At 67.2% G+C, this 19,304-nt stretch carries 18 protein-coding genes, 1 other RNA gene and 1 pseudogene; 5 read left to right on the top strand and 15 right to left on the bottom strand.

Annotated elements, in window-relative coordinates; genetic code table 11:
* Positions 1-132: 132 nt before the first annotated feature.
* From ACCQ16_RS01050 to ACCQ16_RS01020, 7 genes are all read right to left on the bottom strand, one after another.
* Positions 133-206, bottom strand: a non-coding RNA gene (locus tag ACCQ16_RS01050) — sX9 sRNA.
* 62 nt (positions 207-268) lie between these two features.
* Positions 269-1,294, bottom strand: a complete 1,026-nt coding sequence (locus tag ACCQ16_RS01045) for an NAD(P)H-dependent glycerol-3-phosphate dehydrogenase (RefSeq protein WP_008572015.1) — start codon at positions 1,292-1,294, stop codon at positions 269-271.
* Positions 1,295-1,309: 15 nt separating this feature from the next.
* Positions 1,310-1,822 (bottom strand): protein-export chaperone SecB, encoded by a 513-nt coding sequence (gene secB, locus ACCQ16_RS01040; RefSeq protein ID WP_003488515.1) that lies wholly within the window; start codon positions 1,820-1,822, stop codon positions 1,310-1,312.
* 109 nt (positions 1,823-1,931) lie between these two features.
* A complete protein-coding gene (locus tag ACCQ16_RS01035) occupies positions 1,932-2,366 on the bottom strand; it encodes a rhodanese-like domain-containing protein (RefSeq protein WP_005912207.1) in 435 nt (144 codons plus the stop codon).
* A 75-nt stretch (positions 2,367-2,441) separates the two neighbouring features.
* Positions 2,442-2,864, bottom strand: a complete 423-nt coding sequence (locus ACCQ16_RS01030) for a hypothetical protein (protein WP_008572013.1) — start codon at positions 2,862-2,864, stop codon at positions 2,442-2,444.
* A gap of 28 nt (positions 2,865-2,892) precedes the next feature.
* Positions 2,893-3,363 (bottom strand): YiiD C-terminal domain-containing protein, encoded by a 471-nt coding sequence (locus tag ACCQ16_RS01025; RefSeq protein WP_017156408.1) that lies wholly within the window; start codon positions 3,361-3,363, stop codon positions 2,893-2,895.
* A 302-nt stretch (positions 3,364-3,665) separates the two neighbouring features.
* Positions 3,666-4,475, bottom strand: coding sequence for a glycosyltransferase family 25 protein (locus tag ACCQ16_RS01020; protein WP_014089004.1), 810 nt, complete (start codon positions 4,473-4,475; stop codon positions 3,666-3,668).
* 203 nt (positions 4,476-4,678) lie between these two features.
* Here ACCQ16_RS01020 and ACCQ16_RS01015 point away from each other — a divergent pair, with 203 nt between their 5' ends.
* The 3 genes from ACCQ16_RS01015 (at position 4,679) to ACCQ16_RS01005 (ending at position 7,828) form a co-directional block, all read left to right on the top strand.
* The gene (locus tag ACCQ16_RS01015) at positions 4,679-5,485 is read left to right on the top strand and encodes a uroporphyrinogen-III synthase (protein WP_372380173.1); all 807 of its coding nucleotides are present in this window, start codon (positions 4,679-4,681) and stop codon (positions 5,483-5,485) included.
* A 103-nt stretch (positions 5,486-5,588) separates the two neighbouring features.
* The gene (locus tag ACCQ16_RS01010) at positions 5,589-6,566 is read left to right on the top strand and encodes a uroporphyrinogen-III C-methyltransferase (protein ID WP_008572010.1); all 978 of its coding nucleotides are present in this window, start codon (positions 5,589-5,591) and stop codon (positions 6,564-6,566) included.
* On the top strand, positions 6,563-7,828 hold the full coding sequence (locus tag ACCQ16_RS01005; protein WP_277569833.1) for a heme biosynthesis protein HemY: 1,266 nt from the start codon (positions 6,563-6,565) through the stop codon (positions 7,826-7,828). Before ACCQ16_RS01010 ends, ACCQ16_RS01005 begins: the two co-directional genes overlap by 4 nt.
* Before the next feature lie 222 nt (positions 7,829-8,050).
* Here ACCQ16_RS01005 and ACCQ16_RS01000 read toward each other — a convergent pair whose 3' ends face one another.
* Positions 8,051-9,346 (bottom strand): acetyl-CoA C-acetyltransferase, encoded by a 1,296-nt coding sequence (locus tag ACCQ16_RS01000; RefSeq protein ID WP_011345927.1) that lies wholly within the window; start codon positions 9,344-9,346, stop codon positions 8,051-8,053.
* A gap of 88 nt (positions 9,347-9,434) precedes the next feature.
* Here ACCQ16_RS01000 and ACCQ16_RS00995 point away from each other — a divergent pair, with 88 nt between their 5' ends.
* Entirely contained in the window at positions 9,435-10,319 is an 885-nt protein-coding gene (locus tag ACCQ16_RS00995; RefSeq protein WP_031420655.1) for a hypothetical protein, read from the top strand.
* Positions 10,316-10,754, top strand: a pseudogene (locus tag ACCQ16_RS00990) (VOC family protein). The gene ACCQ16_RS00995 and the pseudogene ACCQ16_RS00990 overlap by 4 nt, the downstream one beginning before the upstream one ends.
* Before the next feature lie 532 nt (positions 10,755-11,286).
* Here ACCQ16_RS00990 and ACCQ16_RS00985 read toward each other — a convergent pair.
* The 7 genes from ACCQ16_RS00985 to glnA form a co-directional block, all read right to left on the bottom strand.
* Positions 11,287-11,934, bottom strand: a complete 648-nt coding sequence (locus ACCQ16_RS00985) for a superoxide dismutase family protein (protein WP_029818252.1) — start codon at positions 11,932-11,934, stop codon at positions 11,287-11,289.
* A gap of 48 nt (positions 11,935-11,982) precedes the next feature.
* Complete coding sequence (locus ACCQ16_RS00980) at positions 11,983-12,585, bottom strand: superoxide dismutase family protein (protein ID WP_029818251.1); 603 nt, start codon at positions 12,583-12,585, stop codon at positions 11,983-11,985.
* A 367-nt stretch (positions 12,586-12,952) separates the two neighbouring features.
* Positions 12,953-14,380, bottom strand: coding sequence for a nitrogen regulation protein NR(I) (gene ntrC, locus ACCQ16_RS00975; RefSeq protein WP_008571547.1), 1,428 nt, complete (start codon positions 14,378-14,380; stop codon positions 12,953-12,955).
* Positions 14,373-15,428, bottom strand: coding sequence for a two-component system sensor histidine kinase NtrB (locus ACCQ16_RS00970; RefSeq protein ID WP_008571546.1), 1,056 nt, complete (start codon positions 15,426-15,428; stop codon positions 14,373-14,375). The genes ntrC and ACCQ16_RS00970 overlap by 8 nt, the downstream gene beginning before the upstream one ends.
* A gap of 264 nt (positions 15,429-15,692) precedes the next feature.
* Positions 15,693-17,135 carry an ammonium transporter gene (locus ACCQ16_RS00965; protein WP_029818235.1) on the bottom strand — a complete coding sequence of 481 codons (1,443 nt, stop codon included), beginning with the start codon at positions 17,133-17,135 and terminating at the stop codon, positions 15,693-15,695.
* A gap of 22 nt (positions 17,136-17,157) precedes the next feature.
* On the bottom strand, positions 17,158-17,496 hold the full coding sequence (locus ACCQ16_RS00960; RefSeq protein WP_002808480.1) for a P-II family nitrogen regulator: 339 nt from the start codon (positions 17,494-17,496) through the stop codon (positions 17,158-17,160).
* Between the two features lie 273 nt (positions 17,497-17,769).
* Complete coding sequence (gene glnA / locus ACCQ16_RS00955; protein WP_003488480.1) at positions 17,770-19,179, bottom strand: type I glutamate--ammonia ligase; 1,410 nt, start codon at positions 19,177-19,179, stop codon at positions 17,770-17,772.
* Positions 19,180-19,304: the final 125 nt, after the last annotated feature.

The raw sequence follows: 19,304 nt of genomic DNA, 5'->3' as shown, positions 1-19,304 counted from the left end.
ACGACCTGGCGCCCGATCCGCCAAGGCCGTGCTTGCGCCGCGCGGCAAGCGGCCAAACAAAAGCGCCCGGTACGCCGGGCGTTGTGTTGTGCATTTTCGCATCGGATGCCGAGGCGCTACCGGTCTTGGCGCGGCGAACAAGACGGAGCGAGCAATCATCCGGTGGCGTGGACAGCGCGCGGAACCGTCATGCAAGGGTGGCGCACGAGGATTCTAAGCACCGGCCCACGCACGACTGGCAGTAAGCGCAGCGGTTTGTCGGCTGTTCTCAGGTAAACAAGGTCTGCGGGTACTCTGGCTTGCGCTCGCGTGCCAGCAGTTCCTTCAGGCCTGCTTCCGGAGTGATTTCACCGTGCAATACCGCACGCACGGCATTGGAGATCGGCAGTTCGATGCCGTGGTGTTCGGCCTGACGCATGACCTCATCGGCCGTCTGCACCGATTCGACCACCTGGCCGATCTCGCGGATCGCATCGTCCAAGCTCTGCCCGCGCCCCAGGGCCAGACCCAGGCGCCGGTTGCGCGACAGATCGCCGGTGCAGGTAAGCACCAGATCGCCCAATCCGGCCAGGCCCATCAGGGTCTCCGGACGTGCGCCGATCACCGCCGCCAGACGCAGCATTTCGTTCAAGCCACGCGTGATCAGACCGGCCCGTGCATTGAGACCAAGCTGCATGCCGTCGGCCACGCCGGTGGCCACCGCCAGCACGTTCTTCATCGCCCCGCCCAGCTCGGCGCCCACCATGTCGTCGCCGGTGTAGGCGCGGAAAGTGGGGCCGTGCATCGCATCGGCCACCACTTGTGCGAACGCCGCATCGTCGCCGTGCACGGTGATGGCGGTCGGCAGGCCGAGCGTGACTTCCTTGGCGAAGGAGGGCCCGGTCACCACGGCCAGCGGAACGCTGGGGCCGAGGATGTCGCGTGCCACTTCATGCAGGAACCGCCCGGAACCGGGTTCGAAGCCCTTGGTCGCCCAGGCAACGCCGGCACCGGCCGGACGCAGCGGTGCGATCAGCCGGATGGTCTCGGTGAACGCATGCGAGGGCACCACCACCAGGATCCAGGTGGCGTCAGCTACCGCCGCCTGCAGGTCGGTGGTGGCACGCAGACTGTCGGGCAGCGCAATGCCCGGCAGATAGCGCGCGTTCTCGTGGGTGCGGTCGATGGTGTCCACCATCGCCGCATCGCGCCCCCAGAGCACGGTCGGATGACCATGCCTGGCGAGCAGTGCGGCCAGGGCCGTGCCCCAGGAGCCGGCGCCGAGAACGGCGATCTTGTGGGTCCAATCGCTCATCGGCGCAATCAACGCTTAGGCGTTGCCAGCCGGCTCGGAATCGGCCAGCGAAGTGCCTTCGTTCTGACGCTGACGCAGGGTTTCCGCGTACAGGGCTTCGAAATTGATCGGCTGCAGGTAGAACGGCGGGAAGCCGCCGGCCTGGATCAGGTCGCTGACCAGGGTGCGCACGTACGGGAACAGGATGTTGGGGCACTGGGTGCCGAGCAGCACGTCGATCGCCTGCGGGTCCAGGCCGACCAGGCCGAACACACCGGCCTGCTGCACTTCGGCCACATAGGCCGTCTTGCCACCGGCGGTGCAGGTCAGGGTCACGGCCAACACCACTTCGAAGGCGTTGTCGTTGAGGCGCTGCACCTTCTGGTTGAGGTTCAGCTGCAGCTCGGGCTGGTTGGCGTCATTGAAGACGGCCGGTGCGTTCGGAGATTCGAAGGACACGTCCTTGACGTAAATCTTTTCGATGGTGAAGGCGGGACCAGCAGCGGCGTCGGCCGGCGCAGCGGCGCCGTTGAGGATTTCGTCGGACATTCCTAACTCCAGAAACGGTTCGGTGGATGCAGCGTTGAGTGATGCGAACGTGAAAGCGCAAGTCTCTCACGCCAGCAATGGGGGCGTGCCGGTTGCCGCACAAGGCGGATCAGCGGCCCTTGATCAGTGGCAGCTCGGCCATCTGCCAGGCGGCGACGCCGCCTTCGAGCCAGTACACCTGTTCGAAACCAGCTTTCTTCAGCGTCTTGGCTGCACCGGCGGAGGTGGTGCCGCTGCGGCACACCACGACCACCGGCGAGGCCTTGGCGTTGGCCAATAGCTTGCCGGCTGGGTCGAACTTGGCCAGCGCCACGTTCCGGCTGCCGGCGATGTGGCCTTTTTCGAAGTCGGCAGTGGGCGACAGGTCGATCACCAGCGCATTTTCGCTGTTGATCAGACGGGTCAGCTCGGCCGGCTTGAGCGCGCGATAGCCGCGGAACAGGCGCGCGACCTCGGTGACGATCAGGGCGATGGTCAGGCCCACCAGGGCCAGCGACAACATGGGGTTGCGGCCGACAAAGGCCTGCAGCTCTTCGAAATTCACGGGGTCAGGGTCAGTCGAGCGGGCGGGAATTGTCGCACAGCTGGCGCACGCGACGCCCGGCGCGCAGGGGCCAGGCTACTGGCCCTTCCACAGGTCGGGCAGGCCGCTGGCCAGCCACCAGCGCTTCTGCTCGGGATTCCAGCGCCAGATCTCGATGCTGCGCACCAGCCGTTCGGCCTGGGTATTGCGGTTGATCACCCGCAACTCGACCTCGCGCCGCAGGTCGCCATTGGGGTCTTGGCCCACGCGCACCTCGCGGTAGCCGGAAATCTGCACCTGCTCGTAGCGCGAACGTTCCAGGTCGCTGAGCGGATGCGCCTGGGCATAGGCCGGCTCGACGAAGCCCTGCGCGGCATCGAAATCGTTCCAGCGCACGGCGGCCGTGTAGGCAGCCTGGGTGGTTTCCAGCGCCCGCGCCTGGGCACGGCTGCCGGCATTGGCCACCCCGCTCAGCAGTGCCAGCCCAAGCAGCACGATCGTTGTAATGACTGCACGCATGCGTATTCCCCCGGATCCAGCCGGCATCCTACCGTTTTGGAAACGCCACGAAGCGCCCGCTCAACGTGGCCGCGGCGGCACCGGAGCCCAGTGCGATCTGCGCGCGCATGCCGATGCGCGCCTTGCCACGCTGCCGGAACGTCGCCAGAAAGGCCTCCCAGCTTCCCAACTCGGACGGCTCGGCATTGGCGACCAGGTCTTCGTACACAGGCGCGACATAGCGCAGCTGGCTGTCTGCAACGTAGACATCGGCGTGGTGCCCGGCCAATTGCAGCTGCAGGGTCAGCCACCCCCAGCTGGCCAGCGTCATCAGCGAGGCCAGGCTGCCGCCGAACGCATTGGCCTTGTCGTTGACGTTGGCCTGCAGCGGCGCCCGCAGGCGCAACGCACCATCGTGCAGACCGTCCACGGCAATGCCCATCGACAGGACCGGCGGCATGGCGATGAACTGCTGCTGCAGCGACTGCAGGGCGGATGCGAGCGTGCACGAAGGAGTCATCGGCAAAGACTGAAAGACGGCGAAGGGCGGCATCATGCCGCAATGTTCTGCGAGCGTCTTGTGCACCTGCATGACATGCGGTACCGCATGGTGAATGCAGTCATCGCCACGTGCGATGTGTGGGCCGGCATCGCGCTGGCCGCATGCAACAACCTTTTCGATGCCTTGGCCCAGCCCGGATCACGCGCTCAGTCAGCACGCGGTATCCGCCACGATGCCTGCCGGTGGCGTTGCAGATAGCGCGCCATGCATCAAACCGCCCGGCACGACCGACGCCTGCGCGCGAGTGCTTGTTTGCCACGCTAAGGTGCAAAGACCACCTTTCGATAGCCCTGCGCCACCCGCAACAGCGCGGTGGCCTTGGCTTTCCAATGCGTGCTGCGCTGCTTCTGTGCGTGCGTCAGCGGCGCATCGATCGTGCTGGTAAACACGATGTTTTCCGCAGCTGCATGGAAGAATTTGTCCTGGATGCACGCAGCCGGCGAGAGCTGATAGGTGGACAACTGGTGCGCCACCGGCGACTCGTTCCAGCCGAACAAAAAGATATCGGCCATGGTGTGCCAGCGCGCCTTCGCAGCCAGCAGCAATCGCGCCGCATCCCTGCTGATGATCAGCGCGCCGGCGCATACCGGCCAGCAATGCTGATACGTCGATGGCCGCACCAGGCGCAGTTGGCGTCCGGCGACATCCGCCACCTTGGCATCGAGTTTGATGCGGTTGTAGGACGGCTCCAGCCGCACGATGCTGCGGCCACCCGGTAGCCAATCGGTGCTGCCCAGCAACGCCGGCAGCGCATCGGACAGATGCATGTCGTCTTCGAAAATCGCCGTGTAGGCGTCGTCGGAATCGGCCGCAATGCGCCACGCTGCCTGGTGACTGAGAAAGCAGCCGATGTTGGACGCCGTCCACTTGCGCGGGCCGGTGCTGAAGGCATCGCCCGACCCTTCCAATGGGCGCTCGCGTACGAAGTCGGCGATCTGCTCGTCCGTCAACGTAGCGCCATCGATGGCAGCAATGCGCTCGAACGGCAGGCCCAGCGCGTCGAAGCGCGCCGACATGGCCTGCAACCGGTCGCCGCTGCGCTGCATGTTGATAAGGTAGGACTTGATCACTTCGCCGCTCCAGCACGGTTATCGGCCAGGATCGTGACCGGATTCCCGGCGGTTGCAATAGGTTCCGGATCGAGTCGAAGGGCGCCAGTCAGGCAGCCGAATCATCGCTCCGGCTGCCGGCATTGCGCCATCGATTCGTACTGGCATCCCCGGATGCGGCGACAGTGGGCCGCAGGTGGCCCACGCTCTCGCATAATCGCCTCATGACCGGCCTTGCCCATCCCGATGCTGCCTGGACCCTGATCTCGCTGCGCCCCAGCGGTGAACATGCGCCGTTGCGGCGGGCAGTTGCGCGGCATGGCGGACGGGTACTTGCGCTGTCGCCATGGCGCCTGCAGACCCATGACACCGCACAGGCGCGAGACGCGCTGCGGCAGGCGCTGGCAGCGCCGATTGCGATTTTCACCAGCCCGGCCGCGGTGCAGGCAGCGCATCGTCTGGCGCCGCTGCAGCGCCCGGCGCAGGCGCACTGGGTCAGCGTGGGCGACGGCACTGCGCGCGCATTGCACGCCTGCGGCATCGACAGCGTGGTGCGGCCGGCGCGCATGGACAGCGAAGGCCTGCTTGCGCTGCCGCTGCTGCAGGCACCGCTACAGGCCGTCGGGCTGATCACTGCCCCCGGCGGGCGCGGCATGCTGGCGCCCACGTTGCAGCAGCGCGGTGCACGCATCGTGCGTGCCGATGTCTATCGACGCGTCCCGCTGCGCTTGCGCGCCTTGTCCATCCAGGCGTTGTCGCTTGCACTGCCGCGCAGCGTGCTGGCGCTCAGTAGCGCCGAAGCGCTGACGCTGGTTCTGCAACAGCTGCCTGCCGAATTGGTCGCTGCGTGGCAACAGCGTCCGGTAGTGGCATCCAGCGATCGCATGCTCGACGCCGCACGTGCAGCCGGTTTCGTGCATGGCATGCGCGCAGCAGGCCCATTGCCGCAGCAGCTCGCCGCTGCTGCTGCTGAGGCGGCGGCGGCGGCGGCGGCGGCGGCGGCGATCATGACACCACCACGACCTTGCTGAACTGCGAACTCAAGCACAGCTTGCCGCCGTCCGGCGCTGCACGCCATGCTGTGTGCGATGACTGCGGCGCCTGCGCCGGTCGTGACTGCCCGAGGATGTCCGAATGACCGAAATGCCCGCTCCTGCGCGACGCTTTCCCTTGGCATGGCTGCTGCTTGTCGTCGCCGTGGCGGCCGTTGGCGTGGCGCTGTTCCTGGGCTGGCGCGCGTGGCAGAACTATCAGGCAACGCAGCTGCAGGCCGCGCAGGCGCAGCAGCAACGCTGGGACGGCACCCAGCAGATGCTGGAGACGCTGCGCCGCGATCAGCGCCTGGCCAACGAGCGTCTGCAGGACGCGGCGGCCACCAACCGCGTCCTGCGCGACGAGATGCTGGGCTTGAGTCAGCGCAGCGCGTTGCTCGAAGACACCGTGCAAAAGCTGGCCGACCCCAATCGTCATGGCGCACAGGCGCTGCGCCTGGATGAAGTGGAGCTGCTGCTGCGGCTTGGCCAGCAGCGCCTGAGTATCGCCGGCGATGCCGATGGCGCGCGGCGCGCCTATGCGCTGGCCAACGGCGCACTCAACGGCATCGACGACCCCGGTTACCTCAATCTGCGTCAGGCATTGGTGCAGGAACGCGATGCGCTGGAGCGTCTGGGGGCCGGCCCGCAGGCGGAGGCGGGCAAGAATCTGGACACCTTGGCCGCCGAGTTGCAGCGCCTGCCGGAACAGACCGCACAGGCCAGCGCCGCGGCGCAACCGTGGTGGCAAAAAGCGCTGGCGCCGCTGGTGGACATCCGCCCCAGCCGCGGCGACGCCTTGCTGACCGGCGGCGACCGGCGTGCTGCGCGCGATGCAGTGCAGATCGAAATCAGCCTGGCCCGCGCCGCCGCGGAACGTGGCGATGCCGCCGGTTTTGCGCAATCGCTGCGCCGCGTGGAGACCTGGACCACCCGGCTCTGGCCGGATTCGCCGCAACGTCGTCAGCTGCGTGCACGCTTGCGCAGCCTGCAACAAGCGCCACTGCGTCCGCGCCTGCCGGAACTGGGCACCACCCTGCTGCAACTGCAGGCCATGCGTGAAGGGAGATCCACCCAATGAAAGTGTTGCGTACCGTCTTGATCCTGCTGATTGCCGTGGCGCTGGGCGTGCTTGGCGCACAGTGGCTGTCGCATCAGAACAGTTACGACCTGGGCAACGTCGTTGTCAGTGTGGGGGGCAACGACTATCACGCCGCGATGCCGCAGGCGGTGCTGATCCTGCTGATCGCATTGCTGGTGCTGTGGCTGCTCTGGACGTTGATCAGCCTGCCGTTCCGCGTGTGGGGCAAGTACCGCCGCAACAAGGGCCGTGCGCGTTTGATCGAAGGCCTGCGCGCTGCCGATCATGGCCAATGGCAGCGCGCCGAGCGGCTGCTGGTCAGTGCCAGCGAAGACGATGAGGTCAGCGGCATTGCCCTGGCCAGCGCGGTGCGCGTGGCCGATGCGCGCGGCGACGAGGCGGCGGCCACGGTACTGGCAAAGCAACTGGCCGAGCGCGACCCGACAGGCTATGCGCTGTTGCAGGGCGAGCGGCACCTGGCGCGCCAGCGCCCGGTCGATGCGATCAATGCACTGGATAGCGCCAACGCGCAGCCGTTGCCGGCACGCGGCCTGCTGTTGCGCACCCACGCCCTGGCGCAGATCGGTCGCGCCGACGAAGCCTATGGCCAGCTCGGTGCCCTGCGTCAGCAGGCGGTCTTGGCGCCCGATGCCTACAGCACGCTGGAAGCGACGCTGGCCGAGCAGACCCTGTTGCAGGCCAGCGACGCCAATGCACTGGCCGAGCGCTGGGAAGCATTGCCCAAGACATTACGCACCACTCCGGCAGTGGTTGGCGCCTACGCGCAACGTGCGGCCGTGCTGCATTGGGACGATGCCGCCGTGCACAGCCTGGAGCAGGCGCTGGACGCGCAATGGGACGAATCGCTGGTACGCCTGTACGGCGTGCTGCCGCTGGAAAAATACGATTCGCGCCGCGCCAGCGCGCAGCGCTGGCTGACCCAATATCCCGACAGCCCAGGGCTGTTGCTGACACTGGCGCGGCTCGCGCGTCATCAACAGCAGTGGTCGCAGGCCGAGGAATTCCTGCATCGCGCCATCGCAAGCGGCGCCGGCAGCGAGGCCTGGGAAGAGCTGGGACACGGGTTTGCCGCCTCCGGCGACCTGCTGTCGGCACAGCATTGCTACGCCAATGCCTTGCGCGCCGCACGCGGCGAACCGGTACGCGACGTCATGCCACAGCAGTCGTTGCGCGGGCCAATCGTCACCACGTACGACCCGGCGCCAGTCGATCCGCACGCAGCGGACGATCGCATTCTGTAGTCGGGACAGCGGCGGTATGCAATGTGCTTACCGCCGCATTGCACTCCCGCGAACGGGGTCAATGCGCGCCAAGCGGCCATCTGCTTCATCGAAGAAGCTGACGTCGCATTGTTAGCCATACAGCGATGGAATTAAGGATGGCGGACCCGCACCGGCAGAATTCAACTGCCGCTTCTGCAAATCCCCAATCCCGAATGCGCAATCCCGTACCGCACCACGGCATCAGCGCTCGACGATCGCCACCACGCCCATGCCGCCAGCGGTGCAGATCGAAATCAATGCACGGCCGCCGCCGCGCTCTTCCAGCTGTTTGGCGGCCGTGGCCACCACGCGTGCGCCAGTGGCGGCGAACGGATGGCCGGTGGCCAGCGACGAGCCCAGCGGATTGATCTTGTCCGGGTCGATGCGGCCCAGCGGCGCGTCCAGGCCCAGCCGGTTGCGGCAGTAGTCCTCGCTCTCCCAGGCACGCAGCGTGCACAGCACCTGCGCGGCGAAGGCCTCGTGGATTTCGTAGATGTCGAAATCCTGCAGGGTCAGGCCCTGACGCGCCAGCATCTGCGGCACCGCGATGGTGGGCGCCATCAGCAGGCCTTCGCCATGCACGAAGTCGACTGCCGCCACCTGTGCATCGCGCAGGTAGGCCATCGGCGTGTGGCCATGCGCCAGCGCCCAGGCTTCGCTGGAGAGCAGCACCGCGGCGGCGCCATCGGTGAGCGGGGTGGAATTGGCGGCGGTCAACGTGCCGCGGCCGGAGGTCTTGTCGAAGGCCGGGCGTAGCGTGGCGAGTTTTTCCAGCGAGGTGTCCGCGCGCAGGATGTTGTCGCGCGAGACGCCGCGGAACGGCGCAATCAGCGAGTCGAAGAAACCGCGCTCATAGGCAGCGGCCAGCTTATGGTGCGAAGCCACCGCCCATTCGTCCTGCGAATCGCGCGAGATGTTCCATTCCTTGGCCATGTCTTCGCAGTGGTCGCCCATGCTCTTGCCGGTGCGCGGCTCGGCCACGCCGGGGAATTCGGGCTTGAGCTCGGCCAGCTTGAAGCCGCGCAGCAGCGCCCTGAGCTTGTCGCCGGTGGCCTTGGCACGGTTGGCGGCCAGCAGCCGTGCGCGCAACTTCTTGCCGTACACGATCGGCACTTCGGAGGTGGTGTCAGAGCCGCCGCCGATGCCCGAGTCGATCTGCCCCAGCGCGATCTTGTTGGCGATGGTGATCACCGAATCCAGGCTGGTGCCGCAGGCGCGCTGCAGGGTGATGCCCGGCGTCAGCGGCGACAGACCCGACGACAGCGCCGCCTCGCGCGCCAGGTTCCAGTCCGCGGAATGCTTGATCACCGCGCCCATCGCCACTTCGCCCAATTGCTGCCCATGCAACCCGAAGCGCTCGACCAACGCGCCCAGCGTGCGCACCGACATGCCCAGGTTGCCCACATCCGCGTACGCGGTGTTCTGACGACAGAACGGGATACGAACGCCGCCCAAAATGGCGACGGGACGGGCTGCGGGCATCGGTTGACCTGGCATGGAGGACTCGGGGACATGGCCTGCACAGGGCCGGCAGGCATAATGGCCGCAGTGTAGCTTCGACCCCGTGATGGGCCAACCGCGAATCATGAGCAAGACCGAACACGGCGTAACCGCCATGGGTGTGCTGGCGCTGGAATTGACCGGCGGAAGCGCCCCCGAGCGCGGCGCCTTGGCGCCGGCGCAGGCCGGCATGCTGGCCGAACGCATCGGCCGCGACCTGGCGCAATGGATCCCGGAAGTCCGCGATCTGGAATTGAGCGTGGCGTTGGCGCATTTCGATCCGTCCGAAGTGTTGCGGCCGGGCTGGCCGCTGCATCGGCGCCTGGAAGAGCTGCAGGCGCGTGCACCGGGGCGCGACCAGGGCCCGCGGGTGCTGGCCTTCGGTGCCGACGCGCAAGGCGAGATCCCGCTGCCGTTCCAGGCCGATGCGCAACTGGTCGGCGGTGGGTTGCGCGTGTTGCCGTTCCTGCTGTCGGGCGACCCGCACACGGTTGCCGGCGTGGCCGACGCCATGGAGGAAGTGCTGCTGGCCCAGGGAATGGCGCAGGCCGATACCGCGTTGCTGGCGCAGGAAAGCTTCGGCGCCCGCATCGAGCATGCGCGGTATCTCACCGCCAACGATCTGGCGGCGATGATGTCGATGCAGTACGACAATCAGGGCCTGGCGCCGCTGTGGCCGCTGATCGAAGCCGCACTGCTGGCGCCGCACACCGAAGAGTGGCTGGAGCAGCCCCCCGAGCCGGTGTTGCGCTACATCGATGGCGAAGTGCGTATCGCCTTGTTCGATCCCGCAGGCTGGTGCGATTACTACGCGCACGACCGCGAAGATTGCGAACGCCTGCGCGGCGTCTATGAGCACTATCTGGCACGCCAGCGGCAGATGGCCGCCGTGCTGGAAGCGCATGGGCTGCCCGTGCTGTACGTGCATATCGAGCCGGGCCAGGATCCGCGGCAGGCGCTGGCGGCGTGAGCCAGACGCCGGCGGCCTTGCCCCCCTGCGCTGCAGGGCGTGCTGGAGACCGGCGTGTATGTTGCGGACCTGGAGCGCGCATGCGCCTTCTACGCGCGCGTGCTGGGGTTGCAACCGATGCACCGCGATACGCGCATGGCCGCCTACGCCATCGCGCCTGGGCAGGTCTTGTTGCTGTTCCTGCAAGGCAGCACCTCGGCGACGGTCACGCTGCCAGGCGGCACGATTCCGCCGCATGACGGCAACGGGCGCCAGCATTTCGCACTGGCGGTCGCAAGCGATGCCCTGCCCGGCTGGGAAAATCACCTGCATGCCTGCGGGGTCGCCATCGAAGGCCGTACGCAATGGCCGGGCGGCGGACAAAGCATTTACTTCCGCGATCCCGATGCGCATCTGCTGGAATTGGCGACACCGGGGTTGTGGGCGAATTATTGAGTGATCGCTGCGCGGTGAGCCGCATTTGCCGTGATCGATCAACACCTGAGGTTGTTGCGCGATTGGCGGGCTGGATGCCACCGGTTCGATCTCCTCGAACAGCGTGCACTGCCCCCAAGCGAACTGTTCGCGTGCCCGATTGGCTCTGGCCCGAGCGGCCTTTGACAAGCACCGCGTCTGCCTACGCACAATGACCGCTGGCAAGCGCATCACCAGGTGATCGCAAGGGGCAGTGGAAGACGGCGTTTGCCGCGTTCGTTCGACAATCGCTGCGCTGGATGCGCACGGCTCGCGCTTATGGCATCGGCAAGCTGCCGCATCCAGGCGCATGCACCCATGTGTGCGCCATATCGCGATCGGAGCGAAGGTTGGAGGCTGCACTCGCGCCTACGCAAACGCCGCGGCGCTATCGCCGCGGCGTTGGTGTGTGAGCTGCAGCGCTGCCTGCATGTCCACCGGCCGGTCGGCCGGCATCGCCCGCAGCGTCGTCGTATTCAACCGTTGCCGTGCATCGACAACGGTCGCGGAGCGCTTACTTGGTCGCCGCCTGCGCGTTGTCGGTGGTGATCACGCCGCAGGCCAGACGGCCGCCGGCGTTGCCGGTGGGCTGGGTTTTGTAGTCGTCGGCATCGGCATGCACGATCACCGCGTGGCCGGCGATATCGAACTGGTCGGCCTTGCCGAGATTGACGTTGCTGGACACCGGGCCGTCGATGCTGGCGTTACCCTGCGCATCGGATTTGATGTTGGGCATGTCGCCACCATGGTGCGGCTCGGCGCTGACGTTGCCGTGATCGGACTGGGACGGGTTGAAATGGCCGCCGGCGCTGCTGCCGTCCGGTGCGCTGCAATCGCCCTTTTCGTGGATGTGGAAGCCGTGCTCGGTATTGGGCTTGAGGCCGCTGAGCTGGCCGGTGACGCGCAGCGCACCGTCGACGGTCTTGAACGTCACCGTGCCTTTGACGTCATTGCCCTTGGTCGGCTTGAGCTCGGCGGTTGCGGTGGTGGTGGCCGCCGCCTCGGTGACCATGGAGGCGGCGTGTTCGCCACCGTGCGCCGCTTCGGCCGGCGTGCTGGCCTGCGGTGCGGGTGCCGGCTCGGCCGGCGCTGGTTCCTCGCGCTTGCACGCGGTCAGCACCAGGGCGGTGGCCAGAAACAAGGTGGTCGGAACAATGCGCATGGAGTACTCCTGAAGAAAGGCCGCAACTGCAGCCGTTGACGCCCCGACTCAGGGCTGCGAAGGGGGCGTGCCCCATTGGGTGACGCGAATGACGCCGCAGGCCAGGCGCGCACCGGCATTGCCGCTGGGCTGGCTGCGATAGTCGTCGGGGTCGGCATGCACGATCAGCGACTTGCCGACCACGTCGGTCGGGGCGCCATCGCCCAGACTGATGCCGGACAGAATCATGTCCAGATGCACCACGCCTTCGGCGTCTGCACGCAGATTGTCCATGTCGCCCAGATGATGCGCGCCGCCACCGGCACGCCCGTGCGGCGCGCCACCCGGGTTGAAATGCGCGCCTGCGCTGCTGGCATCGGCCGCGCTGCAATCGCCGCGTTCGTGCACATGGAATCCGGACACACCGCCCGGACGCAGGCCGCCGATGGTGCCGGTGAGGCGGATGCCCTGCAGCGCCGGCACCAGCACCACCCGGCCGCTGACCAGGCTGCCCGAGGCCGAAGCCATCGCGGCCTCGGCTTGCTGCACCGGTCGCGCAGGCACGATCCGCGCCGCTGGCGGCGGAGGCGCCTTGGGCGGCGGTGGCGTGCTGCTGCAGGCGGCCAGCGCCAGCGCGGTGAGGGCAACGATCGTGGGCGACCGGTAACGCATCGAGCAGTTCTCCTGATCAGGCTGGAAACCTATGCGGGCGCATGTTCACGTGTCATGAAATGGGCCTGCTGGCGGCACAGGAGTGTACGGGGTCGGTGTGCCGGGTCGGCTTGTCGGATGGTGTGCGAGGCGCCAGGCACGCTGCGTGACTGCCCGGACGACGGCGTCGGCACGGCAGGGTTGCGGTGGCGTCATCGACAGCGCCGCATGCGGCGGCGTACCACTCATCAATGCTTGCCGCGGGCACTGTCGGGCGGCCTCGGCTCGATCAAGGCATCGCTGGATAGGTGCGCGGGCACTCGCGCTTTCATCGGCCGGCACCCTCGCCCCAACCCCGTCCCCATCGGCGAGGGGCGTTGGACCCAGATCAGCGGCGTTTGCGCCCCGGGCCGAGTTTGCGGGTGACCGTGTTGCGGCCCAGTCCCAGGCGGGCAGCAGCTTCGGCGCGGCGGCCCTGGGTGAGTTGCAGGGCCGCTTCGAGCAAGGTCCTGTCCAGGCGCTCGCGCGCTTCGGCGTGCAGGCCCTGGGCACCTTCGCTCAGGCGTTGCGCGGCCCAGCTGGAAAGCATGTCGTCCCACTGCCCGTCGCTGCGGCCGCTGCGGTGACGCCGGCCGCCGCGCGCCAATGCGGCGTCCACGTCGACCACGTCGATGATGTCCGAGGTCGCCAGCGCCGCCAGGCGCCAGCACACGTTTTCCAGTTCGCGCACGTTGCCGGGCCAGTCGTACTGGCGCAGGTCTTCCAGCGCGGCCGACGAGAGCCGCTTGGGCAGCATGTCGAGCTTGCGCCCGGCCATGGCCAGGAAATTTTCGGCCAGTTGCGCGATGTCGCCGCGCCGTTCGCGCAGCGGCGGCAACTGCAGGCGCACCACATCCAGGCGGTGCAGCAGATCGGCGCGGAAGCGGCCTTGTTCGACCAGCGCTTCCAGGTCCTGGTGGGTGGCGGCAATCACGCGCACATCGACGCGGATCAATTCGCGCCCACCGACGCGGAAGAATTCGTTCTCTGCCAACACGCGCAGCAGGCGGGTCTGCAGCGGCAACGGCATGTCGCCGATTTCGTCCAGAAACAGCGTGCCGCCATCGGCCTGTTCGAAGCGGCCGATATGCCGTTTGGTCGCCCCGGTAAAGGCGCCGGTTTCGTGGCCGAACAATTCGCTTTCCAGCAATTCGGCCGGGATGGCGGCGGTGTTGAGCGCGACGAAGGGTTTGCGCGCGCGCGGGGATTCGTTGTGCAGCGCGCGCGCGACCAGCTCCTTGCCGGTACCGGTTTCGCCATTGATCAGCACCGACAGCGGCGCCTGCGCCAGGCGCCCGATCGCGCGGAACAAGGCCTGCATCGCGGGCGTGTCGCCGATCAGCGAAGCCGAGCCCTCGGCCAGCCGCGTGGCGACGATTTCTTCGACGCCGGCATCGGCGTCCGGCAGCGCGCGTGCGGCCAGTGCCACCGCGTCGTCCAGGTCGAACGGCTTGGACAGGAACTCGTGCGCGCCGCCGCGGAAGGCGCCGGCGGTGCTGGCAACGTCGGTATAGGCCGACATCACGATCACCGGCAAGTGCGGGTGTTTGGATTTGAGTTTGTCGAGCAGGGTCAGGCCGTCTTCGCCGGGCATGCGCACGTCGGTGAACAGCAAATCCGGCGTGGGCCGCATGGCGAGCGCCTGCAGCGCGGCGGCGGCGCTGTCGAAGCCGTCTACGGCATAGCCGGCATCGCGCAAGGCGGTGGACAGCACGAAACGGACCGACCGGTCGTCGTCGACCACCCAGATATGGGATACGGCGGCGGCCTCAGCCATGCGGTTGCTCCTTGTCGTGATCGCCGGCCAGCTCGGGCAGCAGCAGGGTGAAAACGGTATGGCCCGGACGCGAGCGATAGGTCAGCGTGCCGTGGTGCTCGCGCGAAACCTGCTGGGCCAGCGCCAGGCCCAGACCGCTGCCTTCGGCACGGCCACTGACCAGTGGCAGAAACAGGTGCTCGGCCAGTTCTTCCGGCACGCCGCCGCCGTCGTCGATGATTTCCAGCCGCAGCGACATCGCATGCACGCGGTCGCGGATGCGCTGGCCATGCTCCACGCGGGTGCGCAGCGTCACGCGTGTGGCGCCGGCCTGGAAGGCGTTGCGCACCAGGTTCCACACCGCCTGGGTCAGGCGGTCGCCATCGCCCAGAATGTCGGGAATGCTGGGGTCGTAGTCGCGCTGCACCTGCACCGACCAGCCGCCTTCAGCTTCGGCCAGGCGTAGCACGCGTTCGAGCACGACATGGATGTTGAGGCGGTCGTGCGGGCGCGCCGGGGTGGGCGAGAGCAGCCGTTCGAGCAGGGTGTTGAGGCGCTCGATCTCGGTGCCGATCAGCTCGATCAGCTCGCGTTCGTCTTCGTCGCGCCCGGCCGCGCGGCGCGCCAGCAGCTGCGCGGCGCCCTTGAGCCCGGCCAGCGGGTTACGCAGCTCGTGCGCCAACCCTTTCAGCGCAGCGCTCAAGGCATTGGGCAGGGCGTGGGTGGGATCGAGCGCGGGAAATTCGTCGACCGGGTGGGTTTCCAGCAGCCAGCCGCCATCGTCCAGCCGCGACAGCCAGCCTTCGGCAAAGCGCGGCGCATCGTTGGGCAGGCCCAGCGCCAGCCGGTGCAGGCGCAAGACGTCACGTTCGTCGTTGAGCAGAAAGCGCGCCAACGCGTCGCCCTGCACTTCCAGCGCGGCCAGGGGCTGTTCGACCAACCGCCGTGCACTGACCCCGAGCCAGCGCGCGAACGCCGGGTTGACGCCCAGCACGCGGCCCTCGCGGTCGGCCCAGGCGACCGGTGTGCCCAGGCTGTCCAGTGATGGCATGGAAGAGGACGTCACCATTGCACCAATTTAGTGCAAAGCGCAGCGCCATGCATCGATGTCGCGCGAAGCGAAGCGCACGGAGACACCATGGAGGCCGGACGGCGGCGGGTCGCACCGATCCAGCGTGCATCCGCGCCGGCAGTCACGGGCGTGGGGCTGGTCATGCAGGCACCTCGGCAGTGGTTCCGCGCCCAACGGGCGGCGGGGGAAAACGGACCCGGCTGGGCAGTCCCGGCCGGGTCGTGGCGCCACCCGCGGCAGCGCGGCCGCGGGTGTGCATGCTCAGGACTCGTACGCAGCTTCACCATGTGAGGTGATGTCCAGGCCCTCGCGCTCGGCTTCTTCGCTGACGCGCAGGCCGAACACCAGCTTGGCGACCAGAAAGCCCACCACCGACACCACGCCGATCCAGCCAACCGTGATCCCGACGCCCAGCGCCTGGATGCCGACCTGGTGGACGATGTCGTAATCGCCGCCCTTCTGGCCGCCCAGCGAGGCCGCCGAGAACACGCCGGTGAGGATCGCACCGATGATGCCGCCCAGGCCATGCACGCCGAACACGTCCAGGCTGTCGTCGGCGCCCAGCAGGCGCTTCAGGCCGGTGACGCCCCAGACGCACAGCACGCCGGCCGCCAAGCCAATGACGATCGCACCGAACGGACCCACGGTGCCGCAGGCCGGAGTGATACCGACCAGACCGGCCACCATGCCCGAGGCCACGCCCAGGGCGGACGACTTGCCCTTGATGATCTTCTCGGTCAGCGACCAGCCCAGGATGGCGGCAGCGGTCGCCAGCAAGGTATTGAGGAAGGCCAGCGCCGCGCCGGCGTTGGCTTCCAGATTGGAACCGGCATTGAAGCCGAACCACCCCACCCACAGCAGCGAGGCGCCGACGAAGGTCAGGGTCACGTTGTGCGGCTTAATCGCCTCACGCCCCAGCCCGGCACGCTTGCCGACGAAGTAGGCGCCGACCAGGCCGGCAACACCGGCATTGATATGCACGACCGTGCCACCGGCGAAATCCAGCGCGCCCAGTCCGAACAGGTACCCGCCGGTGGCCCAGACCATGTGCGCCAGCGGCAGGTAGCCGAAGGTGAACCAGATCACCGAGAACAGCAGCACCGCAGCGAACTTGGCGCGTTCGGCGAAGGCGCCGACGATCAGCGCACCGGTGATGCCGGCAAAGGTCGCCTGGAACGCGACGAACACGTATTCCGGCAGGCTCACGCCCTTGGTGAAGGTCGCCGCCAGGGTTTCGATGGTGACGCCCTTGAGTAGCGCCTTGTCCAGATTGCCGATCCACGCGCCTTCGCCGGAGAACGCCAGGCTATAGCCGTACAGCACCCACAGGACGGTCAGCAGCGAGAACACCACCGCCACCTGGATCAGCACCGACAGCACGTTCTTGGCGCGCACCATGCCGCCGTAGAACAGCGCCAGGCCCGGCACCACCATCAGCAGCACCAGCAAGGTGGAGGTCAGCATCCAGGCGACATCGCCCTTTTCCACCACCGGTGCGGCTTCGGCGGCGGCGGCCGGCGGGGCGGCCGGCTGCGCCGACGGCAGCGGTTCGGTGGTGACCGGCTCGGTCGGCAACGGGGTGACCTGCGCACCGGACTGCGCCTGCGCGCTGCCCATGCCGCCCACCATCAGCGCGCTGAACAGCATCAGCATGCACACGCTGTAGAACCGGGCTTTCCACCCGGCAAAAAGAGCTGTCTTCATACGAACTCCGGGGCTGGTGGGGTCAGAGCGCATCGGCGCCGATCTCGCCGGTGCGGATGCGCACCACCTGCTCGATCGCGGTCACGAAGATCTTGCCGTCGCCGATCTTGCCGGTGCCGGCGGCGTTCTGGATCGCTTCGACCACCGCATCCAGACGGTCGTCGGTGACCACCGTTTCGATCTTGATCTTGGGCAGGAAGTCGACGACGTACTCGGCGCCGCGGTACAGCTCGGTGTGGCCTTTCTGGCGCCCGAAGCCCTTGACCTCGGTCACGGTGATGCCCGACACGCCTGCTGCAGACAAGGCCTCGCGGACCTCGTCGAGCTTGAACGGCCGGATGATGGCGGTGATCAATTTCATGCGCATACCCCGAATGGTGGAAAGAACCGGCCGGCATTGCGCCGCCCGGCGGTGTCAGTCACCTGGATGCCACCCCGGCATCCGCTCGTTCGCGATTGCGCGGACCCCAGCAGATGCCATGCATCCGCCTCGTGGGAGAGGTCAGGCCCGCGCGCCGCGAACGATGTGCTCTCTCGTTACCCCTGCGATCCACGGCCGGGGCCCTGGATCGATCGAACATGTGCGGCGATGGCGGAGGTGGGAGGGGGGCCTCCGCCATCACCGCGGTGGAACTCAGTTGCCGTAGTACAGCTGGTACTCCAACGGGTGGGTCGCAGCACGGAACTTGGTGACTTCCTGCATCTTCAGCGCGATATAGCCGTCGATGAAGTCGTCGCTCATCACGCCGCCGGCCTTGAGGAACTCGCGGTCCTTGTCCAGCGCTTCCAGGGCCTGGTCCAGGCTGGAGCACACCTGCGGGATCAGCTTCTCTTCTTCCGGCGGCAGGTCGTACAGGTCCTTGTCGCTCGGGGCGCCCGGGTCGATCTGGTTCTTGATGCCGTCCAGGCCGGCCATCATCAGCGCGGTGAAGGTCAGGTAGCCGGACTGCAACGGATCGGGGAAGCGCATTTCGATGCGGCGCGCCTTCGGGTTGGTGACCCACGGAATGCGGCACGAGGCCGAACGGTTACGCGCCGAATAGGCCAGCATCACCGGCGCCTCGAAGCCCGGAACCAGGCGCTTGTAGCTGTTGGTGCCGGAGTTGGCGAAGGCGTTGATCGCGCGGGCATGCTTGAAGATGCCGCCGATGTACCACAGCGCCAGCTGCGACAGGCCGCCGTAGCCGTCGCCGGTGAACAGGTTGACGCCGCCCTTGGCCAGCGACTGGTGCACGTGCATGCCCGAGCCGTTGTCGCCCACGATGGGCTTGGGCATGAAGGTGGCGGTCTTGCCGTTGCGGTAGGCGACGTTCTTGATGATGTACTTCATCGTCAGCAGTTCGTCGGCCTTCTGCACCAGCGAGCTGAACTTGGTGCCGATCTCGCACTGGCCGGCGGTGGCCACTTCGTGGTGGTGCACCTCGGTTTCGATGCCGACCTGTTCCAGCGTCTTGATCATTTCCGCGCGCAGGTCGTGCAGGCTGTCGGTCGGCGGAACCGGGAAGTAGCCGCCCTTCACGCCCGGGCGGTAACCGCTGTTGCCGCCGTCGTACTTTTCGCCGGTGTTCCAGGCCGCCTCTTCCGAACCCACCTGGAAGAAGGTGTGGCCCATGTCGTTGGCAAAGCGCACCGAATCGAAGATGAAGAATTCCGGCTCCGGGCCGAAGAACGCCTGGTCTGCGGTGCCGGAGGACTTCAGGTAGGCCTCGGCGCGCTTGGCGATGCCGCGCGGGTCGCGCTCATAGCTCTGCATGGTGGCCGGGTCGAGGATGTCGCAGGTCAGCACGATGGTCGGATCGGCGAAGAACGGATCCAGATACGCGGTGCCCGCGTCCGGCAGCAACACCATGTCCGACTCGTTGATGCCCTTCCAGCCCGCGATCGAACTGCCGTCGAACATCTTGCCTTCTTCAAACAGCGCCGGCTCGATGATATTGACCGGAAAGGTGATGTGCTGCTGTACACCACGCATATCGACGAAGCGCAGGTCGACGAACTCGACCTTGTTGTCCTTGATCAGCTTTTCAACATTTTCCACGGACATCGGAAGAAACCTCAGGCAGGAGTTAAGTGGCTCGTGGGCGGTACTACAGCAGGGACCGTGCCAAGCCTGTGCGCTTCACAAGCCCTTGATTTTGCTTACATCGCTCGCGACTGCACCACCGGCAT

This window comes from Xanthomonas sp. NCPPB 1062, from assembly GCF_041481705.2.
GTDB lineage: Bacteria > Pseudomonadota > Gammaproteobacteria > Xanthomonadales > Xanthomonadaceae > Xanthomonas > Xanthomonas euvesicatoria.
The sequence above is the reverse complement of the archived record's forward strand: the minus strand, read 5'-3'. Positions and strand labels throughout refer to the sequence as shown.